Raw genomic sequence first — 19,224 nt, forward strand, 5'->3', positions numbered from 1 at the left:
TTTCGAAAAAAATTATAATAGAATGAATGTCGAATGTTCAAATGTTCTATCGAATTTATTCATCAGCGTAATCCGAAAGGAAGAACACAATGACCAAAAAAACAAAGAAGACGATTATATGGAGTGTCAGCCTCATCCTCGCCGCTGTTATTGGTTACGGCATTTATTATGCGGCGTCGTTCTACGACGGCTTGCAAAGTCTTCAGAAATCAGGTGATTCCTCCCCTTTTCGCGAAATTGAAAAGGTAGATGCCAAGGTTCCTGCGCCACCCGAGTGGGAAGGAACGGAGACGGTTAACATTCTGCTGATGGGCGTTGATGCACGCGGTTTTGAGGAAGGCGAAATTCCTCGTTCCGACAGTATGCTTGTTGCCTCGATTGATCCGGTGAAGAAAAAAATGCACTTATTCTCTATTTTGCGCGATACTTACGTAGAAATACCCGGATATGACCGAAACCGAATCAATACGGCCATCACGCACGGCCCGAATACGGCCATGAAGGCTGTAGGCGATCTGCTGGGCATTCCGGTTCAATACTACGTCTATACGGATTTCCAGGGTTTCATGAAGCTGGTTGATTCCGTCGGCGGGGTTGATTTCTATGTTGAGAAGGACATGAATTATTCCAGTAAAGCAGACAAAAACGAATACGACATTGAATTGAAGCAAGGCATGCAGCATCTAGATGGCAACACGGCGCTGCAATATGTCCGGTTCCGCTATGATGCGATGGGCGACTTTACCCGCACCGAGCGGCAGCGCGAGCTTTTGAAGGCCGTAGCCAAGAAAATGCAGACCACCACGTCCATCATGAAGCTTCCGGACATTCTGAAGTCCGTCAGCCCATATATTGATACCAATCTCGATGTCGAGGATATGTGGAAGCTTGCGAACGTTGCCTATAAGAGTAAAATGAGTGGCAGCGAACAGGTTCCTCCGATGAAACTCCTGAAGGAAGAACATATCGGCGGTGCTGCCGTTCTAACGGTAGGCAATCCGGATACGCTTAAACAGTATATCCAGGACATCTTAAATCCGCCAACGCCTGACCCTGAAACCGGAGGCAGCGAAGGTACGGAAAACAATTCTGAGACCCGTGGTTCTGAGAACAACGATTCTGAGAATGGTAATTCCGAAAGCTCCACTGCCCCATCTGCAACAACGGATCGTAACTAATACACTTACAGCAAGCAGGACAGGACGCTACGTCATTTTAGCTTCCTGTCCTGCTTCATGAAGAAAGGAAGTTTTACTATCATGGCAACATCAAGAAACCGTTCCGAAACTCTGTATCAAGAAGCGCTGCAGCATATCGTAGGCGGCGTAAACAGTCCCTCCCGTTCCTTTAAAGCCGTAGGCGGTGGTGCCCCCGTCTTTATGAAACGCGCAAGCGGAGCCCACTTCTGGGACGAGGATGGCAACCGTTATATCGATTACTTGGCGGCTTATGGTCCGATCATAACCGGACATGCCCATCCGCATATTACGGCTGCAATCACAACAGCAGCTCAAAACGGTACTCTTTACGGGACGCCAACAGAGCTTGAGATCACCTTAGCCAAAATGCTGAAGGCCGCCATTCCGTCCATGGATAAGGTGCGTTTCGTCAATTCCGGTACCGAGGCGGTCATGACCACGATCCGGGTCGCCCGCGCCTACACCAAGCGCAACAAGATCATCAAGTTCGCCGGCTGTTACCACGGCCATTCCGATCTTGTCCTCGTGGCAGCAGGCTCCGGCCCTTCCACCCTTGGTATTCCGGACAGTGCCGGGATCCCGGCCAGCATTGCGACGGAAGTCATTACCGTTCCGTTCAATGATCTGGAAGGCCTGCGCGCTGCCCTCGACGCATGGGGCGATGATGTGGCTGCCGTTATGGTAGAGCCGATCGTCGGCAACTTTGGGATGGTGATGCCGAAGCCGGGTTTCCTCGAAGGCCTATGTCAGATGACGCACGACAACGGCTCACTGGTCATCTATGACGAAGTTATCAGCGCTTTCCGCTTCCACTACGGATCTACCCAAACCTATGCGGGTCTGGCCAATCACGAGGCGATTCAGCCGGATCTTACGGCTCTTGGCAAAATCATCGGCGGCGGCCTGCCTATCGGCGCTTATGGCGGCCGTAAACACGTGATGGAACAGGTCGCACCGCTCGGCCCTGCTTATCAGGCCGGAACTATGGCGGGTAATCCCGCCTCCATCGCAGCCGGAATCGCTTGCTTGGAGGTTCTGCAGGGCGAAGGCGTATATGAAGAAATGGAGCGCTTGACCATCAAGCTGACGGAAGGCTTGCAGGCATCCGCCGACCGCCACGGCATTCCGCTCACAATCAACCGCATCCGCGGCTCCTTCTCCACTCATTTCTGCGATCATCCGGTCACTAACTATGACGAAGCGCAGGACACCGACGGTGAAGCCTTCGCTGCATTCTTCCGCCATATGCTGGACCGCGGCGTGAACTTGGCTCCTTCCAAATACGAGGCCTGGTTCATGACCACCGCCCATACGGATGCTGACATCGAGGCTACGCTTGAGGCTGCGGAGGAATCTTTTAAGGCCATGAAGAATTAATTTAAATATATTCAACGGAAAAGGAGATTTCCTTATGAAAAAGCGCTTGAACAAGTTATAACATGCTCCATGCCATGCTTCTACGGTCCGGATTCGTGGACCTCCTGACCTGTCCGATTCCAATCATGAGTCATCTAAATATGAATGCGGAGGCTGGATAACATGAGAAGCGAACAAGAAATGATGGATTTGGTATTGGGCTACGCAGCCCGCGACGAACGGGTTCGGGCGGTGACCCTGGAGGGCTCGCGAACGAATCCCAACGTGCCTAAGGATATTTTTCAGGATTACGATATCAGCTTTCATGTTACGGACATGGACAGCTTTATTCAGGATCCGAACTGGATTGATGTCTTCGGGGAACGGTTGATTCTGCAGACGCCGGAAGATATGGCCATGTTCCCTCCGGATCTTGGAGGCTGGTTCTCGTACCTGATGTTATTTACCGACGGCAACCGGATTGACATGACTCTGATTCCCATCGAGGAGAAGGAGAAATACTGCAAGGGAGACAAACTGATCCAGATCTTAATGGATAAAGATCAGACTTTTCCCAAGATTCCTGCTCCGTCCGACGAGGATTTCTGGGTACAGCGTCCGTCCGCAGCCTTCTTCGAGGATTGCTGCAATGAGTTCTGGTGGGTATCCACGTATGTAGCCAAGGGCTTGTGGCGGGAAGAAATACTGTATGCCCAAGACCACTTCCACAACATCATGCGGCCGATGCTGATGAAAATGCTGGAGTGGCAGGTAGGCACCCAGACCGATTTCTCGCTCAGCGTGGGCAAGAACGGCAAGTACTTGAAAAACTACCTGTCTGCGGACAGCTGGAAAGAGCTGATGTCCACCTACCCTCGCGGAACCTACGAAGAGGTGTGGGAGGCGCTGTTTACGATGGGAGCGCTGTTCCGCAGAACCGCACTGGATGTCGCTGAGCAGCTGGGCTTTGAATACGATATAGGGCAGGATCGGCGTGTAACGGGCTTCCTGCAGCATGTCCGGCAGCTGCCAGCGGATGCGAAGGCGATTTATTAAGATTGCGGAAGCTGCAGTTCCCTTGATTCCAAATATGGAATCAGGCAGCCGTGCTCGAGGAGGACTGACCACGGGTCCAAATCAACTCCCAATTGCAAAGAAATGAATCAGCAAAGAGAGACGCCGCTCCGGCGTCTCTCTTTTTTGCGATGCAGAATTTTCTCCAGTCCCATCCGGGAGCGCTCCCTTACTCCAACCCGATTTTCGAAATGCGCTCTCCTGCAACCAAGATTAATTGAATCCATTTGTCACATTTGTGCTCTGCCCAAGCGTAATACAAATTGTAAAGGGGTGAAACCACTTGGATGAACCAGCATTCCATCAGATCGTTGCTGATGTTTTGAAGGGAGAGATCGACAAATATGAGCTGATCATGAACCGTTGCCACAAAGCCATCTTCAACTATTGCTATCACATGCTTGGCGACTATGCCGAAGCCGAAGATTGCACCCAGGAAGCTTTTTTGAAAGCTTATCGCAATCTGTCTAAATTCGAACTGGACAAGCCCTTCGAAGCCTGGCTGTACCGCATCGCCTCCAACCAGTGCATCGACTACCTCCGTAAGCGAAAGCTATCCCGATACTTCCCCTTTCTGTATCAGAAGGATCAGGATAACAGGCATGTCGATCAGGTCATCGAGCACAAATACTACAATCCGTCCGTGCTCCGGGCGCTGGCCAGGCTGACCGCCGAGGAACGGAGCCTGCTCATCCTGCGCTGCGTCGAGGACAAGAGCTATCACGAGATCAGCCTTATTTTGCAACAAAACACGACCTATCTTAGGAAAAAATTTCAGCGGGCCGCAGCCAAGTTCCGCAAACATTATGCCATGGCCGAGGGGGAAGAAACGAATGAACATGGACAACGACCAGGACCTGGAACCACTCTTTCAAAGGGTTGAGCCGCTCGGGACGGCCCTTCAGGAACGCGTCATGAACCAAATTCGGGAAAAGCATCTTAAAAGGGAGCGATTTTTCGTGAAAAACAAAGTAAGCATTCTCTTAATTGCCGGCATGCTGCTTACCGCATCGACCGGTTTCGCAGCAGTAAAGTACCACTCTTTAACCAACGGCCAGGGAGAGGTTGTCTATGAGGAGAAATCGAAGGCAGAGTCGCCTTCGCCTAAAGACTATTCAAAAGAGGAACTGAACCGCATACATCTGATGAACACCATCTGGGACGAACAGATCAAGCCGGGCGAAGCCGCCATCATTTATGTCGTGCCGGATAATCCGAAGCATGCCATCGACATCAAATCCACTCCACATGCCGTCAAGGATTTCGCCAAGCTGCAAAGCATGGTGAACGTGCCCGGTTTGCCGCTGGCCAAGGAGCTGTCCGGTTCGGGCACATACACGTTCAATAACGCCAGCGTGCACATGGAGCGCGAGACTGACGTGAACCCGCTGACCGAGCAGGAAAAAGCCAACATCGCCAAAAAGCTGCTTGAGAAAGCCAAAGCTTCCGGGAAGGACTACGCCCTGATGCCGGTGAAGTTCACCGATAATTTCTGGATTTCAACGGTATATTATACCAGCGACAAAAAGGAAGTCTCCCTTACCATCCTGAATAACGGGGACCACGGAAGCGTGACCTCCTACTGGGACGACAATAGTGACATGATCAACCGGAAGATCAAGATCAATGGGCAGGACGTTCTGCAAAAAACGTGGAACGGCGGAAGCTCGGCGCAGTTGGACTGGGCCTATGAAGAACCAACGACCGGGCACCGCTACATGCTTAGGCTTAGCTCTGCCCAGGGAGAGATCGCTGCCGAAGAGCTGATCCGCATCGCCAATACGATCATTCCGAAGCCTGATTCCAAGTAAGCAGCGTTATATTCTCTTGGCTTAAAAACATCATAATCGCCAATCATTATACCAAATTATGGCTCTTTTCTCGTAGAAACGCAGTAAAATGATAGATAATACAGAAAAAGTCGCCTGTGGCGGTCTCGGGACCCGGACACAAATCTGGCGGCCATGCTTGGGAAGGGCTGACCTTTCGCCCGCCTTTTAGCAGCTATTGCCAAGGATATGAAAAAGCAAAGAGAGACGCTGTTTCCGGCGTCTCTCTTTTTTGTGCTGCAGAGTTCTCCCCAATCCCATCCGGGACAGCCGCACCCTTACTTCTGTTCGATCTTATCGAAAAAATTCTCCTGAACCAACTTGGCTGTTTCGTCCAGCTGTTTCTTGGAATCCGTGCCTTCCTTCGAGAACGATTCCTGCACGACATTGGACATCGCCGCATAATAATCCTGCGTTCCGAATTGCGCTTCCGGTTTGCCTTCCAACAGGCTGAAGAGCTGCGGATCATATTTGTAGACATTGTCGTACTTATCGTAGATGGCCTTCACCTTCGCGGCATACTCGGAATCATCGCTGAAATATTCAAGCGGCGTCGGTACAAAGTATTTGCCTTCGGCTTTGCGGGCATTAATCGTATCTTCCACCGATTTCAGCGCATCATCCGTAAAATAATCAAACGTGATATAGCGGAATGCCATTTCCTGTTCTTCCTTCGTGGCATTCGGGTTGATGACCAAATAATTTCCGCCCAAAATGCCATGATGCGCTCCGCCTTTCTCCATCGCAGGCATCGGATATGCAAGCACATCCTCAGGCTTCATGCCGCCCTCGTTCAATGCCGGCTGGATCACGTCAAATGCGCCAGCAATAACCATTGCCGTACGTCCCTGCTGGAACGAGCTGACGGCATCGCCCCAACCGAGGGCCCAATCCTGCGGAATAGCATTCGCTTCCCATCTCAGCTTCTTATAGAAGTCCAGTGCCTTCACGCCGGCTTCCGAGTTAAACACCGCTTTCACTTTCCCGTCCTCGTTCACTTCGATATCCCCGCCGGCTTCGAACAGGAAGTTGGTCCAGTTCCAGCCCGCTTCATTGCCTTTACCCATCGGCGCGATTCCGGATATACCGGCCTTCGGGTCCGCAGCGCCTTTAGCCGTGTTGTACATGTCGTCCCATGTCCAATCCATCGGCGGGACGGGCACGCCCTTCGCGTCCAGCAGCTTCTTGTTCACGATCGTTGACGTGATATAACCGTTCTGTGTAACGCCGTACACCTTGCCGTCCACGATGAATTGATCCTGCAGCACGGGATTCATGTCATCCTTGTACTCCCAGTCGTTCCAAAACTCCGTAATGTCGGCCACCCAGCCCCGCTCCACGAGCAGCTGTGCTTCCGTAGCCCAAGTGTTATAAAACGTCGGTGCTTCGTTCGAAGCCATCTTGACCCCAATTTCGTTGACGCTGTACTGCCAGTCGTCCTTCACGATGGTCACGTTCGGATATTTCGCCTGGAAACGGGCGATTTTATCATCCTCCTGCTGACGCAGCGTTGTGTCATCCGGCAGCGGATAGTGGATCTTGATCGTTATCTTTTGATCCGCGATATCCTCTTTCGGTTCCTCTGTCTGCGTTGTAGTCGTTCCGCCCGAATTGGCGGTCCCTCCGTCTTTATTACCGGCCTCCGGTGCTGCTTTGCCACCGCCGCATGCTGCGAGCAAGGAGCTGAACAGCATAAGGCAGATCAGTAGTGCTGAGAACTTGCGCATGGATACTCCCCTTTTCCTTATTGAAATGATAATGTCCGTTTCTATCTCCATCATAAAATTGAAACCTGGAAAGGACGATGTGCATTCATATGACGATCATGTGCAGGGCTACGATGGTGCGGTATACGCTGCTCTACCCTTTGACGGCCGAGAGACTGACGCTGCGCATAATGAATTTCTGGAACACCAGAAATACAAAGATCGGCGGCACCATGACCATGAACAGGATCGAAAATTTTATGCTGCTGTCCAGGCTCCTAGCGTTAATGACATACTTGTAAATGGCCGTAGCCAGCGTGTACTTGTCCTGTGTCTGCATGACAAGCGACGGCCAGAACCAGTCATTCCATGCCGTGGAGAAGATAAAGATCGCCAGCGTTGCGAAGATCGGAACGGACAGCGGAACGGCAATCCGCAGAAAGCTGCTCAACTCCGAAGCGCCGTCAATGCGCGCCGCCTCGAAGATCTCCGGATGAATGCCGTCGAAGAAGTTTTTGATCAGCAGGAAGAAATAAGCATTCGCTCCGGCCGGCAGCCAGAAGGCCCAGTAGGAATTCAACAGCCCAAGCTCCTTCAAATTAACGAAGTTCGGAATCATGTAACTCGACGCCGGAATAAACAAGGTCATGAGAATGAAGAAATAGATGACGCGGTGATAGGGAACTCGGATCCGGGAAATGCTGAAGGCCGCGAGGCCCAGTACCAGAATCGTCACCAGCAGATTGCCGCCAAAAATAAGCAGCGTATTCTTCAGAAACATCGGCAGATCGATGTATTCCCACCCCTTTGGGACGTTATCCCAATGCCATTCCGAAGGGAAAAAGCGTGGCGGAAACGTGTTGATCTCCTGATTGCTCTTCAGCCCGTTGAACATCGTCATGCCGATCGGGTACAGCATCGTAAAGACCATCACCGCGATGCACAGCACCATAAACCCGTATACCGCCTTGTTCCACGGTTTTCTCAAATCCGATGCGGACAGTATGCCTCTCTCTTTCATCCTAGTACTCCTCCCTGTTCATCTTGAATTGCAGGATGCCCAGCAAACTCAGCACCAGAAACATCAAAATGCCCATGGCGGTTCCTGCCCCGTAATCCAGCTGGTTAAACGCGTACTTTACGGTTAGAAGCGCATAGGTGAGCGTGGCCTTGTTCGGTCCGCCATCCAGCATCGCAAGCTGCGACTGATACGCCTGCGAAGTGCCGATCAGCTGCAGAATCAGCATGAGCATAATCAAATTGCGCATCGAGGGGAGCGTAATGTATTTAATCCGGGCCCATACGCCCGCACCGTCGATTTCGGCAGCTTCATACCAATCCTTCGGTATGCTGAGCACGCCGGCCAGATAGATCAGCATCGCCGAGCCGAATTGCTGCCACGTCTCCATAACGACAAGCGACACCATCGAGAACCGGCTATCCGATATAAACGATACCGGTTCTGCCCCGAAGAAGCCGAACAGGGCGTTGATCGGGCCTACCGGATCATACATCCACCTCCACATGCCGTAGAGCACGACGCCGGGTACGACAAACGGGAGATACGCTGCAATCCGGGCGAAGCCCTGGAACAGCTTCAGCTCCGAGATGGCAATGGAGGCCGCGATGGGTACCCAGAAGCCGATGACCAGCGTTAACAGCATGAAATATAAAGTATTTCGAACGGATAGCAGCAGATCCGGATTGCTCAGCACCTTGGCATAATTTTCGAACCCGACGAAGGTGTTTCCTTTTACGAAATCGATATGAAAAAAGCTGTAAAAAATCCCTTTAAAGATTGGCACCCACAAAAAGACGATAAAGATCGCAATTGCGGGAACGAGGAACAAATACCCCCATATGTACTTCTTCCACAGCGGCTTGCGCTTGTGCTCCTGTCGGGTGCGATGACCGGGCTCTATCCGAGCCTGGCCTTGCGGCATGGCCGTTTCTTCCATCTGACTCCCTCATTCCTTTATTAAATGTCCAGCTTTAATTGTAAAAAGGAAGGGAGTCTTACAACATGTCTAAAACTATGTGAAGTATAACCGTTCTTACTTCTTTAACTCGCTGGGGCTGACACCATAATATTTTTTGAAGATTTTGCTAAAATGCTCCGGGGATTCATAGCCGACTCGCTCGGCGATTTCGTAACGGCGAAGATCCGTGCTCAGGATCAGAGACCTGCTCTCCTCCATCCGCAGCTTCACGACATACTCCCACAGGCTGCTGCCGGTATATTTTTTGAACAGATAACTCAAATAGTTCGGACTCACATGATTGTTCTTGGCTACCTCATGAATCGTCAATCCCTTTTGGCGATAATGCTCCTCGATATACTGCCTCGTATTCTCGACGATCCGGTTGCTCTGGCTCGAGAGCACCTCTTGCGACGTCTCCTGGGCATAGTTGTGCCAATTGAAATCCCCGTAATAAAACACGTGGAAATCATGCAGCTGCTCGCTCCACAGCATCGCTTTGTCCGCCTGACGGCTGAGCACACTCAAAAATTCAGGCCCTCTCAGTATTTGACTGATCCCCACGGTACAGCTACGTTTCAGGTACAGCTCCACATGGTGGTGCAGGCTCCGGCCAATCATCTCCAGATGGTGGATCTTGCTGCTCGCATTCTCCTCCATCTCCTGCTCGCTCCATTGAAGGATGATGTTGATGTCTCGCTCCGGCGAGTAGAACACGAAGGTGTGCGGCTCCTGCTCCAACAGCTCCTTGGCGATATTCAGCGCAGCATATTGAATCAGATTTATATCTTGCCTGGAAAAAGAAGCGCTGCTGTCTTCCGTTAGGCCCAGCTTCATCTTGATGACCGCAAAATAAGGACCACTCAAGCCCAGTTCCGATTCGTCTAGACCGGCCAGTTGCAGCTGATCCGACTCTGTGGAGAGCCGCTGGTTCAGCCGCTCTATTCGTTCGGACGGAGGCTCCTCCATCCGAAAATGCTCGTTATCGACCATAAGAAACGACTCCACCTGAGGCGCCGGTCGGTCCATCTTGAGCAGCACGCTGCGGACCGAATCCAGAAACTGCTCACTGTTCAGTGGTTTGATCAAATAATCCTTGGCCCCGAGCTGAAGCGCCCGCTGCGCATATTGAAATGTTTCATGGGCTGAAATAATGATTGTCTGAACCCACGGCTTCACGATCTTCGCCTGCTGCATCAGCTCGATGCCGTTCATCTCGCCCATCTGGATATCGGTGACCAACAGATCGATATCCCCCATCCGTATGTAATCCAGCGCTTCTTGCCCGCTGTAAGCCGTGGTAATCCCATCGATGGCAAGGCCCGAGGACGTTAACAGCCCGGCTAAGCCCTTGCAGATCAAAGGTTCGTCATCTACCACCAAAATGTTATACATCAGGAGACCTCCTGTCCGGTTGTGGTAATGGTTGCAACTTCTGTTCGGGGAATCGTAATCGTCACACGGGTTCCCCCTTCTTCTCTCGGTTCATATTCCAGCCCATAGCAGTTTCCAAAATGCAGCCGGATCCGCTCCTGGATATTGCGAATGCCGTAGCCCGATGAAGGGTCCTGCACTTCATTATGGAGCAGTCTATGAATAGACTCGTAGTTTACGGGACGGAAGCCGTTATCTTCGATGACGATCCGGAAGCATTTATCCTCCAGATGTCCTGAAATCCGAATGATTCCGTCCTCGCCCATATTTTTAATGCCATGAATAATCGCGTTTTCCAGCAGCGGCTGCAGCGTAATCTTCGGCACATGGTTCACCAGCAAGGACTCGGGAACTTCCCAGCGGACGGTAAACTGATAGTCGTAACGGTTCAGTTGGAGATTAATATAAGCCCCCGCATGCTCGAGCTCTTCCCCAAGCGTGATGAGATCCCGCCCCCTGCTGAGACTGATCTTCATTAATTTGGACAAATCCTTGATCATCTCCGCGGACTCGGTATTGCCCTCCATTGTGCTCTTCCAATAAATACTTTCCAAGGTGTTGTACAGCAAATGGGGGTTAATCTGCTGATAAAGCAGCTGCAGCTGTGCTTCCTTCTGCTTCAGATCCATACGGTATTTGTAGTGGATCAGATCATTCAATCGGCGGGCCATATCATAAATCGTGGAGATGAGGACACTGACTTCATCTTTTCTGCGTCGGTAGGGGGTTTCCGGCACGACGTTCCCCGGTTCGTACCTTCTCACGAAATGCGCCAGCTTTTGAAGCGGCGTCATCAGTGACTGCCAGAAGTAGAAAACGATAATGAGGCCCACAGCAAAGTAAGCGATGGAGATGACCTGAATGACGCGCTTCATTTCGCTTTGCTGGGCGAGCAGCGTTTTGACAGGCACCTTGTAGACCAGCTTTTGCTGGAGCACGTAGTTATAATCGATGACATAGATAAAATCAGACGTGATCACGTCCATGACGCCGATCGTGGAATGGCCCGGATCCGCTTCGGGCGGCAATTCCAGCTTGCCCGCCATGCCCTGTACCGACGAGGTCAGAATATTATCGTTCCAATCCGTAAAATACAACTCCCCGTCCGGTATCGAAACCGTCGATAACGACTCGCCGATCCGCGCGTCCAAATTCGTGACCACCAGAACGCCGATGGTCCCGCCCCTATAGATATTGTTAACGGCCCTCACATAGCTTAAGGTCTCTTGATCCTGCCGCCCTTGTACCGGCGGGGACAGATTCGCTATCCGCTTGAGATATCCGTTCCCTTTCATCGCCACGGCCTCATCGAACCATGCCGGCTTCTCCTTCTCGTCGGAGAAAAAATACACCCCCGCTTTTCTGCGGTCAGGGTAATAGGGAGCAAAGAAGTAGCTATTGTCCGGGTCATACACATAGAGCGAGTAATAGACTGGTTCGCGTTCATCCGTCTCTTGAGAGAAGGACAACAGCATTTTTTCCAGCTGCTCGTAGTTTTTGACGCGCGCAAGAACAGTGCCCTCCGCAAAGGGATCCAGCTGCTGGATCTGCGAGTTTTGGATGACCGTAGAGGTCACTTTGTTAACGGTTTCAATATCACGATTAATCAGCTTGAAGTTCTGCTTGTTCAGTTCGATATAAGCATTAGTCACATGACGCTTCAGGATTTGACCGGCCATGGAATTCCCGTAGGCATTTAGCGCAAACAACGGGATGACCAGCACCAGAAACAGCAGAATCATCTGCTGTTTGATATTCATGCGGCCCAGCGGATTTTTGAAGCGGTTCTTCATCGGTACTTGCACCTCCGGCTTTCTCAAGCATAGCAACAATCCAGCAGCACCAGCGTAGTCATTTCTACGGAAATGATGCGTAATTTTACGATGAGGCAGGAAGTTACAAATTCAACTATTAGCCTCGGGACAGGCGATTTCCTTCTTACTAAGGCTGGCCTGCCAATTGTTAACGGACTTACCATGGGCAAATTTTAAGTACACTCCAATATGCATTATAGCCAAATAGAATAACACCCCCATGTTAGATCCTAACGGACCCAACATAGAGGTGTTCATATGCAAAATCCCTCTAGAACGGGAAGAACATCGGCAGTACCGCCATCATGACCAGGCCGATTACCAGTTGAAGCGGCAATCCAACCTTCACATAGTGACTGAATTTATAACGGCCTGCGGACATGACGAGTGCATTCGGCGGCGTAGAGAACGGAGAAGCAAAGCACATGCTTGCTCCAATGGAGACGGCGAACAGAAACGGATACGGGCTCGCCCCCATCTGAATGGCAGCCGATAGTGCAATCGGCGCAAATAATACGGCGCAGGCCGTATTGCTGATGAACATTGTCAACAGCGAGGTAGTGAAGTATACCCCTGCCAGCAGGGCAAGCGGGCCATAGCTGCCCAGTGAATGGACCAGCATGTCCGAAATCAGCGTGGCAGCTCCCGTTTTCTCAATAGCAATGGACATCGGAATCATGCCGCCAATAAGCACAATGCTCTCCCAATTGACCGTCTTATAGGCCTCCTCCATGTTACGCACGCATCCAAACACAACCATCAATACCGCAGCAACCATCACGGAGGCGACCGCCGGAATCCATTCCGTCACCAGCAGGATCACCATCAAGAGCATGATCCCGGCCGCAATCGGCGCTTTATGGTCCATCGTCAATTTGCGCGACTCTTCCACTGGCTGCCCTACCACCACGACATCTGTTTGCTCGGCAGCCAGGAGGGCTATATCCTTCCAAGTGCCCTGAACGAGCAGGGCATCGCCAAAGCGCATTTTCTCTTCTTTCAGATGGTGCAGAAGATACTGTTCTTTTCGCTGGATGCCCAAAATGTTCACCCGATACTTCTCCCGGAAGCCCGAATGTTTAACGAGATGGCCAATCAGGCGCGAAGATGGAGTCAGCATCACCTCGGCAATGCCGACGTCACTCGTGGCGTACTGCGACTCTTCGGCACGTTTCCGAAGCTCTGGTGCACGCTGGTCCAGCATGATAAGCCCATACGTCTCCGCAAACTCCGCGGCCCGCTCGAACGAACCGTTCACATACAGAATATCGTCTTCCTCAATCACAGTCTCAGGACCTGCGATTTCCTGGTTGATCGTCTTGAAGAATTGATTCTTGGCCGACATTTTACGGCGGATTTCAATGACGTTCACTTCGAATTTCGCCGGAATGTCCAGCTCCCGCAATGTTTTGGATCGAATGGAGGAATCCGCTCCAACCTGAATGCGATATAGGTTCTGGGTCAGCCGATACTGTTTGGCCAGTTCTCGAAGCGAGCGCCCTCTCTGTTTACCAGCTCCCCCTTCTTCATTGCTGGGAAGAAAACGGCGAAGAAACAGTATCGCGATGATCCCCGTTGCCAAACACACAAGTCCGATTGGCAAAAAAGCAAAGAATGACAGCCGTTCGTATCCTGCGTTGATCAGTGTCTCCTGAATCACGAGATTCGGCGGCGTACCGATTAACGTAAGCATGCCGCCCAGGCTGCTTGCAAAAGCAAGGGGCATCAGCAGCCGCCCCGGATTAATCTCGGCGCTGAACGCCAGACTGACAACGATGGGCAGCATCACCGCTACCGTGCCGGTATTGCTGACGAATCCGCCAATGAGCGACGTCACCAGCATGATCATAATCAAGAGCCGGGTCTCGCTTCCGCCGCCAAGCTTCAGCAGCTTACCGCTGGCCATCTTGGCTAATCCGGTCTGAAAAATTCCGCCGCCCACAACAAACAAACCGATCATCATAATGACAACCGAATTGGAAAAGCCTGAAAGGGCTTCAGTCGGACTTAAAATGTCCGTTAACATAAGTACCATCAACACGCCGATCGCGACTAAATCCGACCGCACTTTTCCCGACATGAACAATACGGATGCCACGGCCAAAACAGATAACGTAACGATCATCGGTCCATTCATTCCTTGATCCCCCTATAATGCCATATCTATGTTTCTTCCAAGATTCGACATTCGACAACCATTTCCCTGCCGCTCTCACACATCCCCACTTTCCATCATGTCAGGTAATGAGTGCAACTTCTGATCTGATGTCAAACCTTGCATGAAAGGAAATGATGTCGTATTGTACCATCTGCTTGGAGTTACTCATGTTAGAAACGTCACAACGCTTTGCAAAGACATCTCTAATATCCCAAGCAGGTTCTCTATCGCGCCGTTAACAAACGTGGAAGATCAACCGGTTTCTCTCATTGGCCATCACCACAATCGGTAATCACAACAAAAAAAGCTGCATCGACTCCTTCCAGCCGGTGCAGCTTGTTTATGGGATTACAAGTTAATGAATGCGGTACGCAATTTGGTGCTGTATTGAACATCAAAACCAAGACCAGATGCAATCACCGCGAGCGGAACGTAAGTTTTATCTTCTTTCCCAACCTTTTGCAGGAAAGCCGGCGTATCGATCGGTACAGCTGTGCCGTTAACTTGAACGGTTTTGGCACCGATCTTCACCACCACCGTCTGATCTCCAAACGTAATCGTTGCACTGGACGTTTTATTTTCCCATGTGGTCGTCGCTCCCACTGCGTTTACGATATCCTGTATCGCGACGTAATTCAGGTTATCGCGTAGGATCGGCTTATATGGCGTGTTCAGCTCCTGCCCCTTCACGATGATGCGCATCGGCTGCCCCTGTTCCTGAACAGGGGGATTCTTGTAGCTGCCCCAGATCGTCTCTGCGAACACGCCGGCCATGGTCTCGTATCCATATTGGTTCGGATGAATATCGTCTTTCAGGATATGGGTCATCGTCAGCTCGGAGCCCACGAATTTCTTCGCAACATGGGCTACCTTGATGTTTACGCCCTGAGTTGCAAAACTGTCAGCTACGCCTTCCACCAGCTTCGTGAACTCTCCAGATGCTGCAAGCAATTTGGCGTATGCGACCTCGTCAGCGACTTTGGGCACCGGATTGTACTGATCCGCCACCACGATAGAGGCATCAGGATTGATGGCATGCAAGTTGGTAATGACGGATGAGACATTATCCGTATAGGTCTTGAACAGTTCCTGCATCTTTGCTTTCAGCTCTTCGTCGCTTAATGTTTCCACGGTACTGACTAGACTCATCATGTCATTGCCGCCGATGGTAATGGTAATCAGATCCGCACCCGCGATAATCGGCTTGGCTTTCGCTGCGTCAGCGCCCATCTGCTTGGTGCGCGGATCAATGCCGCTGAGCCCTGGCTGCAGCTCCTCTGCCGTAATCGCGCGTTCATCCAAGACGGCCTTGACGTAATGGTTCAGCCCATCGGTTTTCAGGCCGCCGATCCCCAGATTCGTTACCTCGGTCCGGCCATGGAACAAACCTTGCTCATACAGCCGGTCAACAAAACCGTAAGGCTTGCTGTTCAGATCCATTCCCGGCTCATACCCAACGGTCAGCGAGTCCCCCAGCGCTACAATATGATATGTATCCTTGGCTGTAACCTCATCGGCATAAGCCGGCGCAACGCCCGGTCCAACCAGTGCCACCGCGAGCGTCAAGGTGCCGGTTACTGCCGCCAGCCCCTTCTTCCATTGTTTGAACATGCCTTCACTCCCCTAATGTCAATGAACTTAATACAGCCTTATTTTACCACCAGCAGCCTGTGAATGGTACCTAATCAACCAGGACGATAAGGTTTCATGAGACCCCCCCTATGGACAAGGCTAAACCTCGTGACTCCAATTTGAGCCATCTTGAGCAGTGTTACCTTGACTAGTGATCATAAAAAAATGGACAGCTCGCTCTATGCTGTCCATTCCTGATTCGGCCTTTCATGAATAGAGATGTCCGGCTTCGTAAACATCTCCTAAAGCGCTATCAAGCTTCTTCACCTGCATCCTCAGGCTTATCCTTCTTAACTGCCTTCTCCATGTACTTGTCATAGCGATCATCCACTTCCTTCGCCATGCTGCGGTATTTCTGCGTCTCTTCCACGATGGGATCAAGCTGCGTCTGAATCCGGATCTCGTATTTCGGAGAGAGAAGCCTGCGCTCCTCCTTCTCCCGATCCTTCTTCTCCATCTCACCATCCGTTAACATCTCGCTGAGCTGGCGCTCCAAATCCTGATCCGACTTCTCATTCATCGTAAGCACACTCCTTTATCAAGCGGTTGTAAATGACCTGCATTCCTCTGTTGTCCCGGGTCGTTAGCGAACCAAAGCTTCGCCCGCGTCTTTTAGTGTATCCAGAAAACGCTGATGAATCAGCCCATTGGTTGCCGCCAAATGACGCACCGACAGATCGTATGACTTTCCTTCCGTATCGGTTACTTTACCGCCGGACTCCTGAACCAATAGTGCGCCTGCGGCAACGTCCCAAGCGCTCAAACCGTGCTCCCAGTATCCGCTAAGCCGGCCGGCAGCCACATAAGCAAGATGAAGCGCAGCGGAGCCGCCGGCTCTTACATTGCGAACCATCGGCAGCAGCGCCTGCAGCTCAGCCATATTCAGCGGCAGGTTGACCGTGCTGTCCAGCGGGAAGCCCGTGGCCAGCAAGCTGTCCGACAATTGATCTTCCTTGGAAACATAGGTAGGGTTGCCGTGAACGTAGGCTCCTTTTCCTTTTTCCGCAACAAACAACTCGTCCCGGGAAGGATCGTAAATAACGCCGACAATGACTTCACCATGATGAGCCAGTGCAATCGACACGGAGTAAAACGGAAATCCGTGAACATAGTTCGTCGTTCCGTCCACAGGGTCGATAATCCAGAGATACTCTTCGTCCTTGGCGTCCTCGAGCGCCTTCACATAGGCATCGGTGCCCGGGGCAACCCCTTCTTCTCCGAGAATCGCATGATCTGGAAAGTGCGTCAAGATCAGCTTGCGGATCATCTGCTCCGCGCCTTTGTCCACCTCGGTTACGATATCCTGTGCCGAAGACTTGGTGCTCAACTTCTTGACTGTACCGAGTTTACTCTTAATCCACTCTCCCGCTTTGGCGGCGCAATTAATCGCAACGGCGGTGTAGCTCTTACTGCTGACAACATAAGGAATCTTTTCATTCTCGTTCAAAGCATTCACTCTACTTTCTATATCAATCTAGTGATTTTTGACAATCCCTACATCCTATTCAGTCATTGCTGTAATCGAAAGGGCAGCCACACGAAAATTCCGCCTATTTCAATAAAAGTCCGTCCTATGCTGTGCACCTGAATGCTTGGCGAGAACGAACTTTTTATCCAATGTCATGTATTAAGGGGAATCTCTGTTTGGATACTTCCAACGTAACCCAAAATCCATCAACTTGCAAGTGTTAACAAGCTCATCTTATCGGGTTAAGGGTTCACTTGTACGGAGGCACCGTCGAGAATGGTTACGCCCTCTGCCGTATAATCTCCCAAATCCTTCATCAGATCAAACAAGGCGCCGTCCTTCATCTTCGCTTCAATCATAACGTCCACCTTCGGCGTAGACCTCGCAATATTCCGTAAAAACGCCAGCAATGGCACAACATCCACCCCATCCGCATGGCTGCGGATATCGGTAGGGCTCTTGGGACTGGATACGTGAATCTTGGGCGGCAGCGGGTGCGCCCGGTCCGAATCCGCCTGCGCTAGCGGCGTCTCCCAGGTGCGAAGAATATCCGGCCACAGTTCCCAAGGTGCCTCGCCATCGTTATTGACCCACTGATGATGGATATCCAGCACCATCGGCAACCCCGTTTGCTGGCATACGGCCAGCGTTTCCTGCGCAGTAAAGGTTTTGTCGTCATTTTCAAGGGTCAGCCGTTCCTTAATATTCGGTTCAAGCTCATGAAAGTGTTCCACGAATCGGGTCGAGGCCGAAGGCTTGTCTCCATAAGCGCCGCCGATATGAATGTTATTTTTCATGGAAGCAGGCAGCTCCATCGCCTGCAGCATATGGACGTGCGACTTCAGATCACGGATCGAGTTGACCAGCACCTCAGGACGCGGCGTGCTCAGCACCGTGAAATGATCCGGATGAAAAGATACCCGCATCCCGTGTTTTTTCACAAAATCCCCAATGGCCTGAAAGCCTTCTTGCAAAGCCGGGAACGGATCCCAATCCTGCATATCTTGATGCGTAGCCAGCGGAATCAGCTTGGACGAGAAGCGGTACACCTTGATATCGTGAGCCGCATTATGCTTCAGAAGCCGAAGGGTATTATGTAGATTCTCATTCGCGATCCGCTCCAGTTTGTGTATGCCGGCCTCACGGTCATTCAGCTTCATAAAGCTTTTCATGGTCATCGTCTTGGAAGGAGAAGCATTCTGCACAACCGTGGACATGGCTACATAACCGAAACGAACAATCATGCATGATCTCCAAAAAACATTTCGTGAGCGAGGGCTGTCTGTATGCGTGCTTCCTCTTCGGTCAATTTGCGGATCAGCTGCAGTTCGACCGAAGTGACCTCGCGGCCCTGGAAGTTAATCTCTGATACGCATGCGGTGATCAGAACGATTGCCACCGCCTGGTTATCCGGCGTATAAGCAATCACCTTCTGTCCTGTCGGAAATACCCGAAGCCCATCCTTCAGCATTTTGCCGCGGCCGTATTCCAACAGCTCATAGAGCTCCTGCTCACTCTTAAACTTACAAACGGAATTGAACTCGGTTTGAAATCCCATATTACGTATCTTCCTTT

At 51.3% G+C, this 19,224-nt stretch carries 16 protein-coding genes; 5 read left to right on the forward strand and 11 right to left on the reverse strand.

The window, feature by feature from the left end; all coding sequences use genetic code 11:
- Window positions 1-89: 89 nt before the first annotated feature.
- The 5 genes from ACOZB4_RS23705 (at window position 90) to ACOZB4_RS23725 (ending at window position 5,440) form a co-directional block, all read left to right on the forward strand.
- A complete protein-coding gene (locus ACOZB4_RS23705) occupies window positions 90-1,178 on the forward strand; it encodes an LCP family protein (RefSeq protein WP_076325879.1) in 1,089 nt (362 codons plus the stop codon).
- A gap of 81 nt (window positions 1,179-1,259) precedes the next feature.
- The gene (locus tag ACOZB4_RS23710; RefSeq protein ID WP_339270387.1) at window positions 1,260-2,576 is read left to right on the forward strand and encodes a glutamate-1-semialdehyde 2,1-aminomutase; all 1,317 of its coding nucleotides are present in this window, start codon (window positions 1,260-1,262) and stop codon (window positions 2,574-2,576) included.
- A gap of 162 nt (window positions 2,577-2,738) precedes the next feature.
- Window positions 2,739-3,611, forward strand: coding sequence for an aminoglycoside 6-adenylyltransferase (locus ACOZB4_RS23715; RefSeq protein WP_379414543.1), 873 nt, complete (start codon window positions 2,739-2,741; stop codon window positions 3,609-3,611).
- 301 nt (window positions 3,612-3,912) lie between these two features.
- A complete protein-coding gene (locus ACOZB4_RS23720; RefSeq protein ID WP_379414542.1) occupies window positions 3,913-4,512 on the forward strand; it encodes an RNA polymerase sigma factor in 600 nt (199 codons plus the stop codon).
- The gene (locus ACOZB4_RS23725) at window positions 4,463-5,440 is read left to right on the forward strand and encodes a DUF4367 domain-containing protein (RefSeq protein ID WP_379414541.1); all 978 of its coding nucleotides are present in this window, start codon (window positions 4,463-4,465) and stop codon (window positions 5,438-5,440) included. Before ACOZB4_RS23720 ends, ACOZB4_RS23725 begins: the two co-directional genes overlap by 50 nt.
- Before the next feature lie 296 nt (window positions 5,441-5,736).
- Here the strand turns inward: ACOZB4_RS23725 and ACOZB4_RS23730 are convergent, their stop codons facing one another.
- From ACOZB4_RS23730 to ACOZB4_RS23780, 11 genes are all read right to left on the reverse strand, one after another.
- Window positions 5,737-7,185: an ABC transporter substrate-binding protein gene (locus ACOZB4_RS23730; RefSeq protein ID WP_339270381.1), complete on the reverse strand. Its 1,449-nt coding sequence runs from the start codon at window positions 7,183-7,185 to the stop codon at window positions 5,737-5,739.
- A gap of 133 nt (window positions 7,186-7,318) precedes the next feature.
- On the reverse strand, window positions 7,319-8,185 hold the full coding sequence (locus ACOZB4_RS23735) for a carbohydrate ABC transporter permease (RefSeq protein WP_098741950.1): 867 nt from the start codon (window positions 8,183-8,185) through the stop codon (window positions 7,319-7,321).
- Between the two features lies 1 nt (window position 8,186).
- Window positions 8,187-9,122, reverse strand: coding sequence for a carbohydrate ABC transporter permease (locus ACOZB4_RS23740; protein ID WP_379414540.1), 936 nt, complete (start codon window positions 9,120-9,122; stop codon window positions 8,187-8,189).
- A gap of 96 nt (window positions 9,123-9,218) precedes the next feature.
- Window positions 9,219-10,538: a response regulator transcription factor gene (locus ACOZB4_RS23745; protein ID WP_379414539.1), complete on the reverse strand. Its 1,320-nt coding sequence runs from the start codon at window positions 10,536-10,538 to the stop codon at window positions 9,219-9,221.
- Window positions 10,538-12,370 carry a cache domain-containing sensor histidine kinase gene (locus tag ACOZB4_RS23750; protein ID WP_379414559.1) on the reverse strand — a complete coding sequence of 611 codons (1,833 nt, stop codon included), beginning with the start codon at window positions 12,368-12,370 and terminating at the stop codon, window positions 10,538-10,540. The genes ACOZB4_RS23745 and ACOZB4_RS23750 overlap by 1 nt, the downstream gene beginning before the upstream one ends.
- Before the next feature lie 292 nt (window positions 12,371-12,662).
- On the reverse strand, window positions 12,663-14,528 hold the full coding sequence (locus tag ACOZB4_RS23755) for an SLC13 family permease (protein ID WP_379414538.1): 1,866 nt from the start codon (window positions 14,526-14,528) through the stop codon (window positions 12,663-12,665).
- 369 nt (window positions 14,529-14,897) lie between these two features.
- Window positions 14,898-16,160, reverse strand: coding sequence for a stalk domain-containing protein (locus ACOZB4_RS23760; RefSeq protein ID WP_379414537.1), 1,263 nt, complete (start codon window positions 16,158-16,160; stop codon window positions 14,898-14,900).
- Window positions 16,161-16,434: 274 nt separating this feature from the next.
- Window positions 16,435-16,701: a hypothetical protein gene (locus tag ACOZB4_RS23765; RefSeq protein ID WP_379414536.1), complete on the reverse strand. Its 267-nt coding sequence runs from the start codon at window positions 16,699-16,701 to the stop codon at window positions 16,435-16,437.
- Window positions 16,702-16,764: 63 nt separating this feature from the next.
- On the reverse strand, window positions 16,765-17,628 hold the full coding sequence (locus ACOZB4_RS23770) for an inositol monophosphatase family protein (protein ID WP_379414535.1): 864 nt from the start codon (window positions 17,626-17,628) through the stop codon (window positions 16,765-16,767).
- Between the two features lie 263 nt (window positions 17,629-17,891).
- A complete protein-coding gene (uvsE, locus tag ACOZB4_RS23775; RefSeq protein WP_379414534.1) occupies window positions 17,892-18,893 on the reverse strand; it encodes a UV DNA damage repair endonuclease UvsE in 1,002 nt (333 codons plus the stop codon).
- Window positions 18,890-19,207, reverse strand: a complete 318-nt coding sequence (locus ACOZB4_RS23780) for a hypothetical protein (RefSeq protein ID WP_322398503.1) — start codon at window positions 19,205-19,207, stop codon at window positions 18,890-18,892. The genes uvsE and ACOZB4_RS23780 overlap by 4 nt, the downstream gene beginning before the upstream one ends.
- Between the last annotated feature and the right edge of the window lie 17 nt (window positions 19,208-19,224).

This window comes from Paenibacillus sp. NPDC058898 (assembly GCF_049316025.1).
Lineage (GTDB): Bacteria > Bacillota > Bacilli > Paenibacillales > Paenibacillaceae > Paenibacillus_AQ.

Coding starts and splice junctions, on each gene's coding strand:
- ACOZB4_RS23715 (WP_379414543.1), top strand. CDS start 2,739: ATGAGAAGCGAACAAGAAATGATGGATTTGGTATTGGGCTACGCAGCC.
- ACOZB4_RS23735 (WP_098741950.1), bottom strand. CDS start 8,185: ATGAAAGAGAGAGGCATACTGTCCGCATCGGATTTGAGAAAACCGTGG.
- ACOZB4_RS23780 (WP_322398503.1), bottom strand. CDS start 19,207: ATGGGATTTCAAACCGAGTTCAATTCCGTTTGTAAGTTTAAGAGTGAG.
- uvsE (WP_379414534.1), bottom strand. CDS start 18,893: ATGATTGTTCGTTTCGGTTATGTAGCCATGTCCACGGTTGTGCAGAAT.
- ACOZB4_RS23740 (WP_379414540.1), bottom strand. CDS start 9,122: ATGGAAGAAACGGCCATGCCGCAAGGCCAGGCTCGGATAGAGCCCGGT.
- ACOZB4_RS23750 (WP_379414559.1), bottom strand. CDS start 12,370: ATGAAGAACCGCTTCAAAAATCCGCTGGGCCGCATGAATATCAAACAG.
- ACOZB4_RS23760 (WP_379414537.1), bottom strand. CDS start 16,160: ATGTTCAAACAATGGAAGAAGGGGCTGGCGGCAGTAACCGGCACCTTG.
- ACOZB4_RS23725 (WP_379414541.1), top strand. CDS start 4,463: ATGAACATGGACAACGACCAGGACCTGGAACCACTCTTTCAAAGGGTT.
- ACOZB4_RS23745 (WP_379414539.1), bottom strand. CDS start 10,538: ATGTATAACATTTTGGTGGTAGATGACGAACCTTTGATCTGCAAGGGC.
- ACOZB4_RS23755 (WP_379414538.1), bottom strand. CDS start 14,528: ATGAATGGACCGATGATCGTTACGTTATCTGTTTTGGCCGTGGCATCC.
- ACOZB4_RS23765 (WP_379414536.1), bottom strand. CDS start 16,701: ATGAATGAGAAGTCGGATCAGGATTTGGAGCGCCAGCTCAGCGAGATG.
- ACOZB4_RS23705 (WP_076325879.1), top strand. CDS start 90: ATGACCAAAAAAACAAAGAAGACGATTATATGGAGTGTCAGCCTCATC.
- ACOZB4_RS23730 (WP_339270381.1), bottom strand. CDS start 7,185: ATGCGCAAGTTCTCAGCACTACTGATCTGCCTTATGCTGTTCAGCTCC.
- ACOZB4_RS23710 (WP_339270387.1), top strand. CDS start 1,260: ATGGCAACATCAAGAAACCGTTCCGAAACTCTGTATCAAGAAGCGCTG.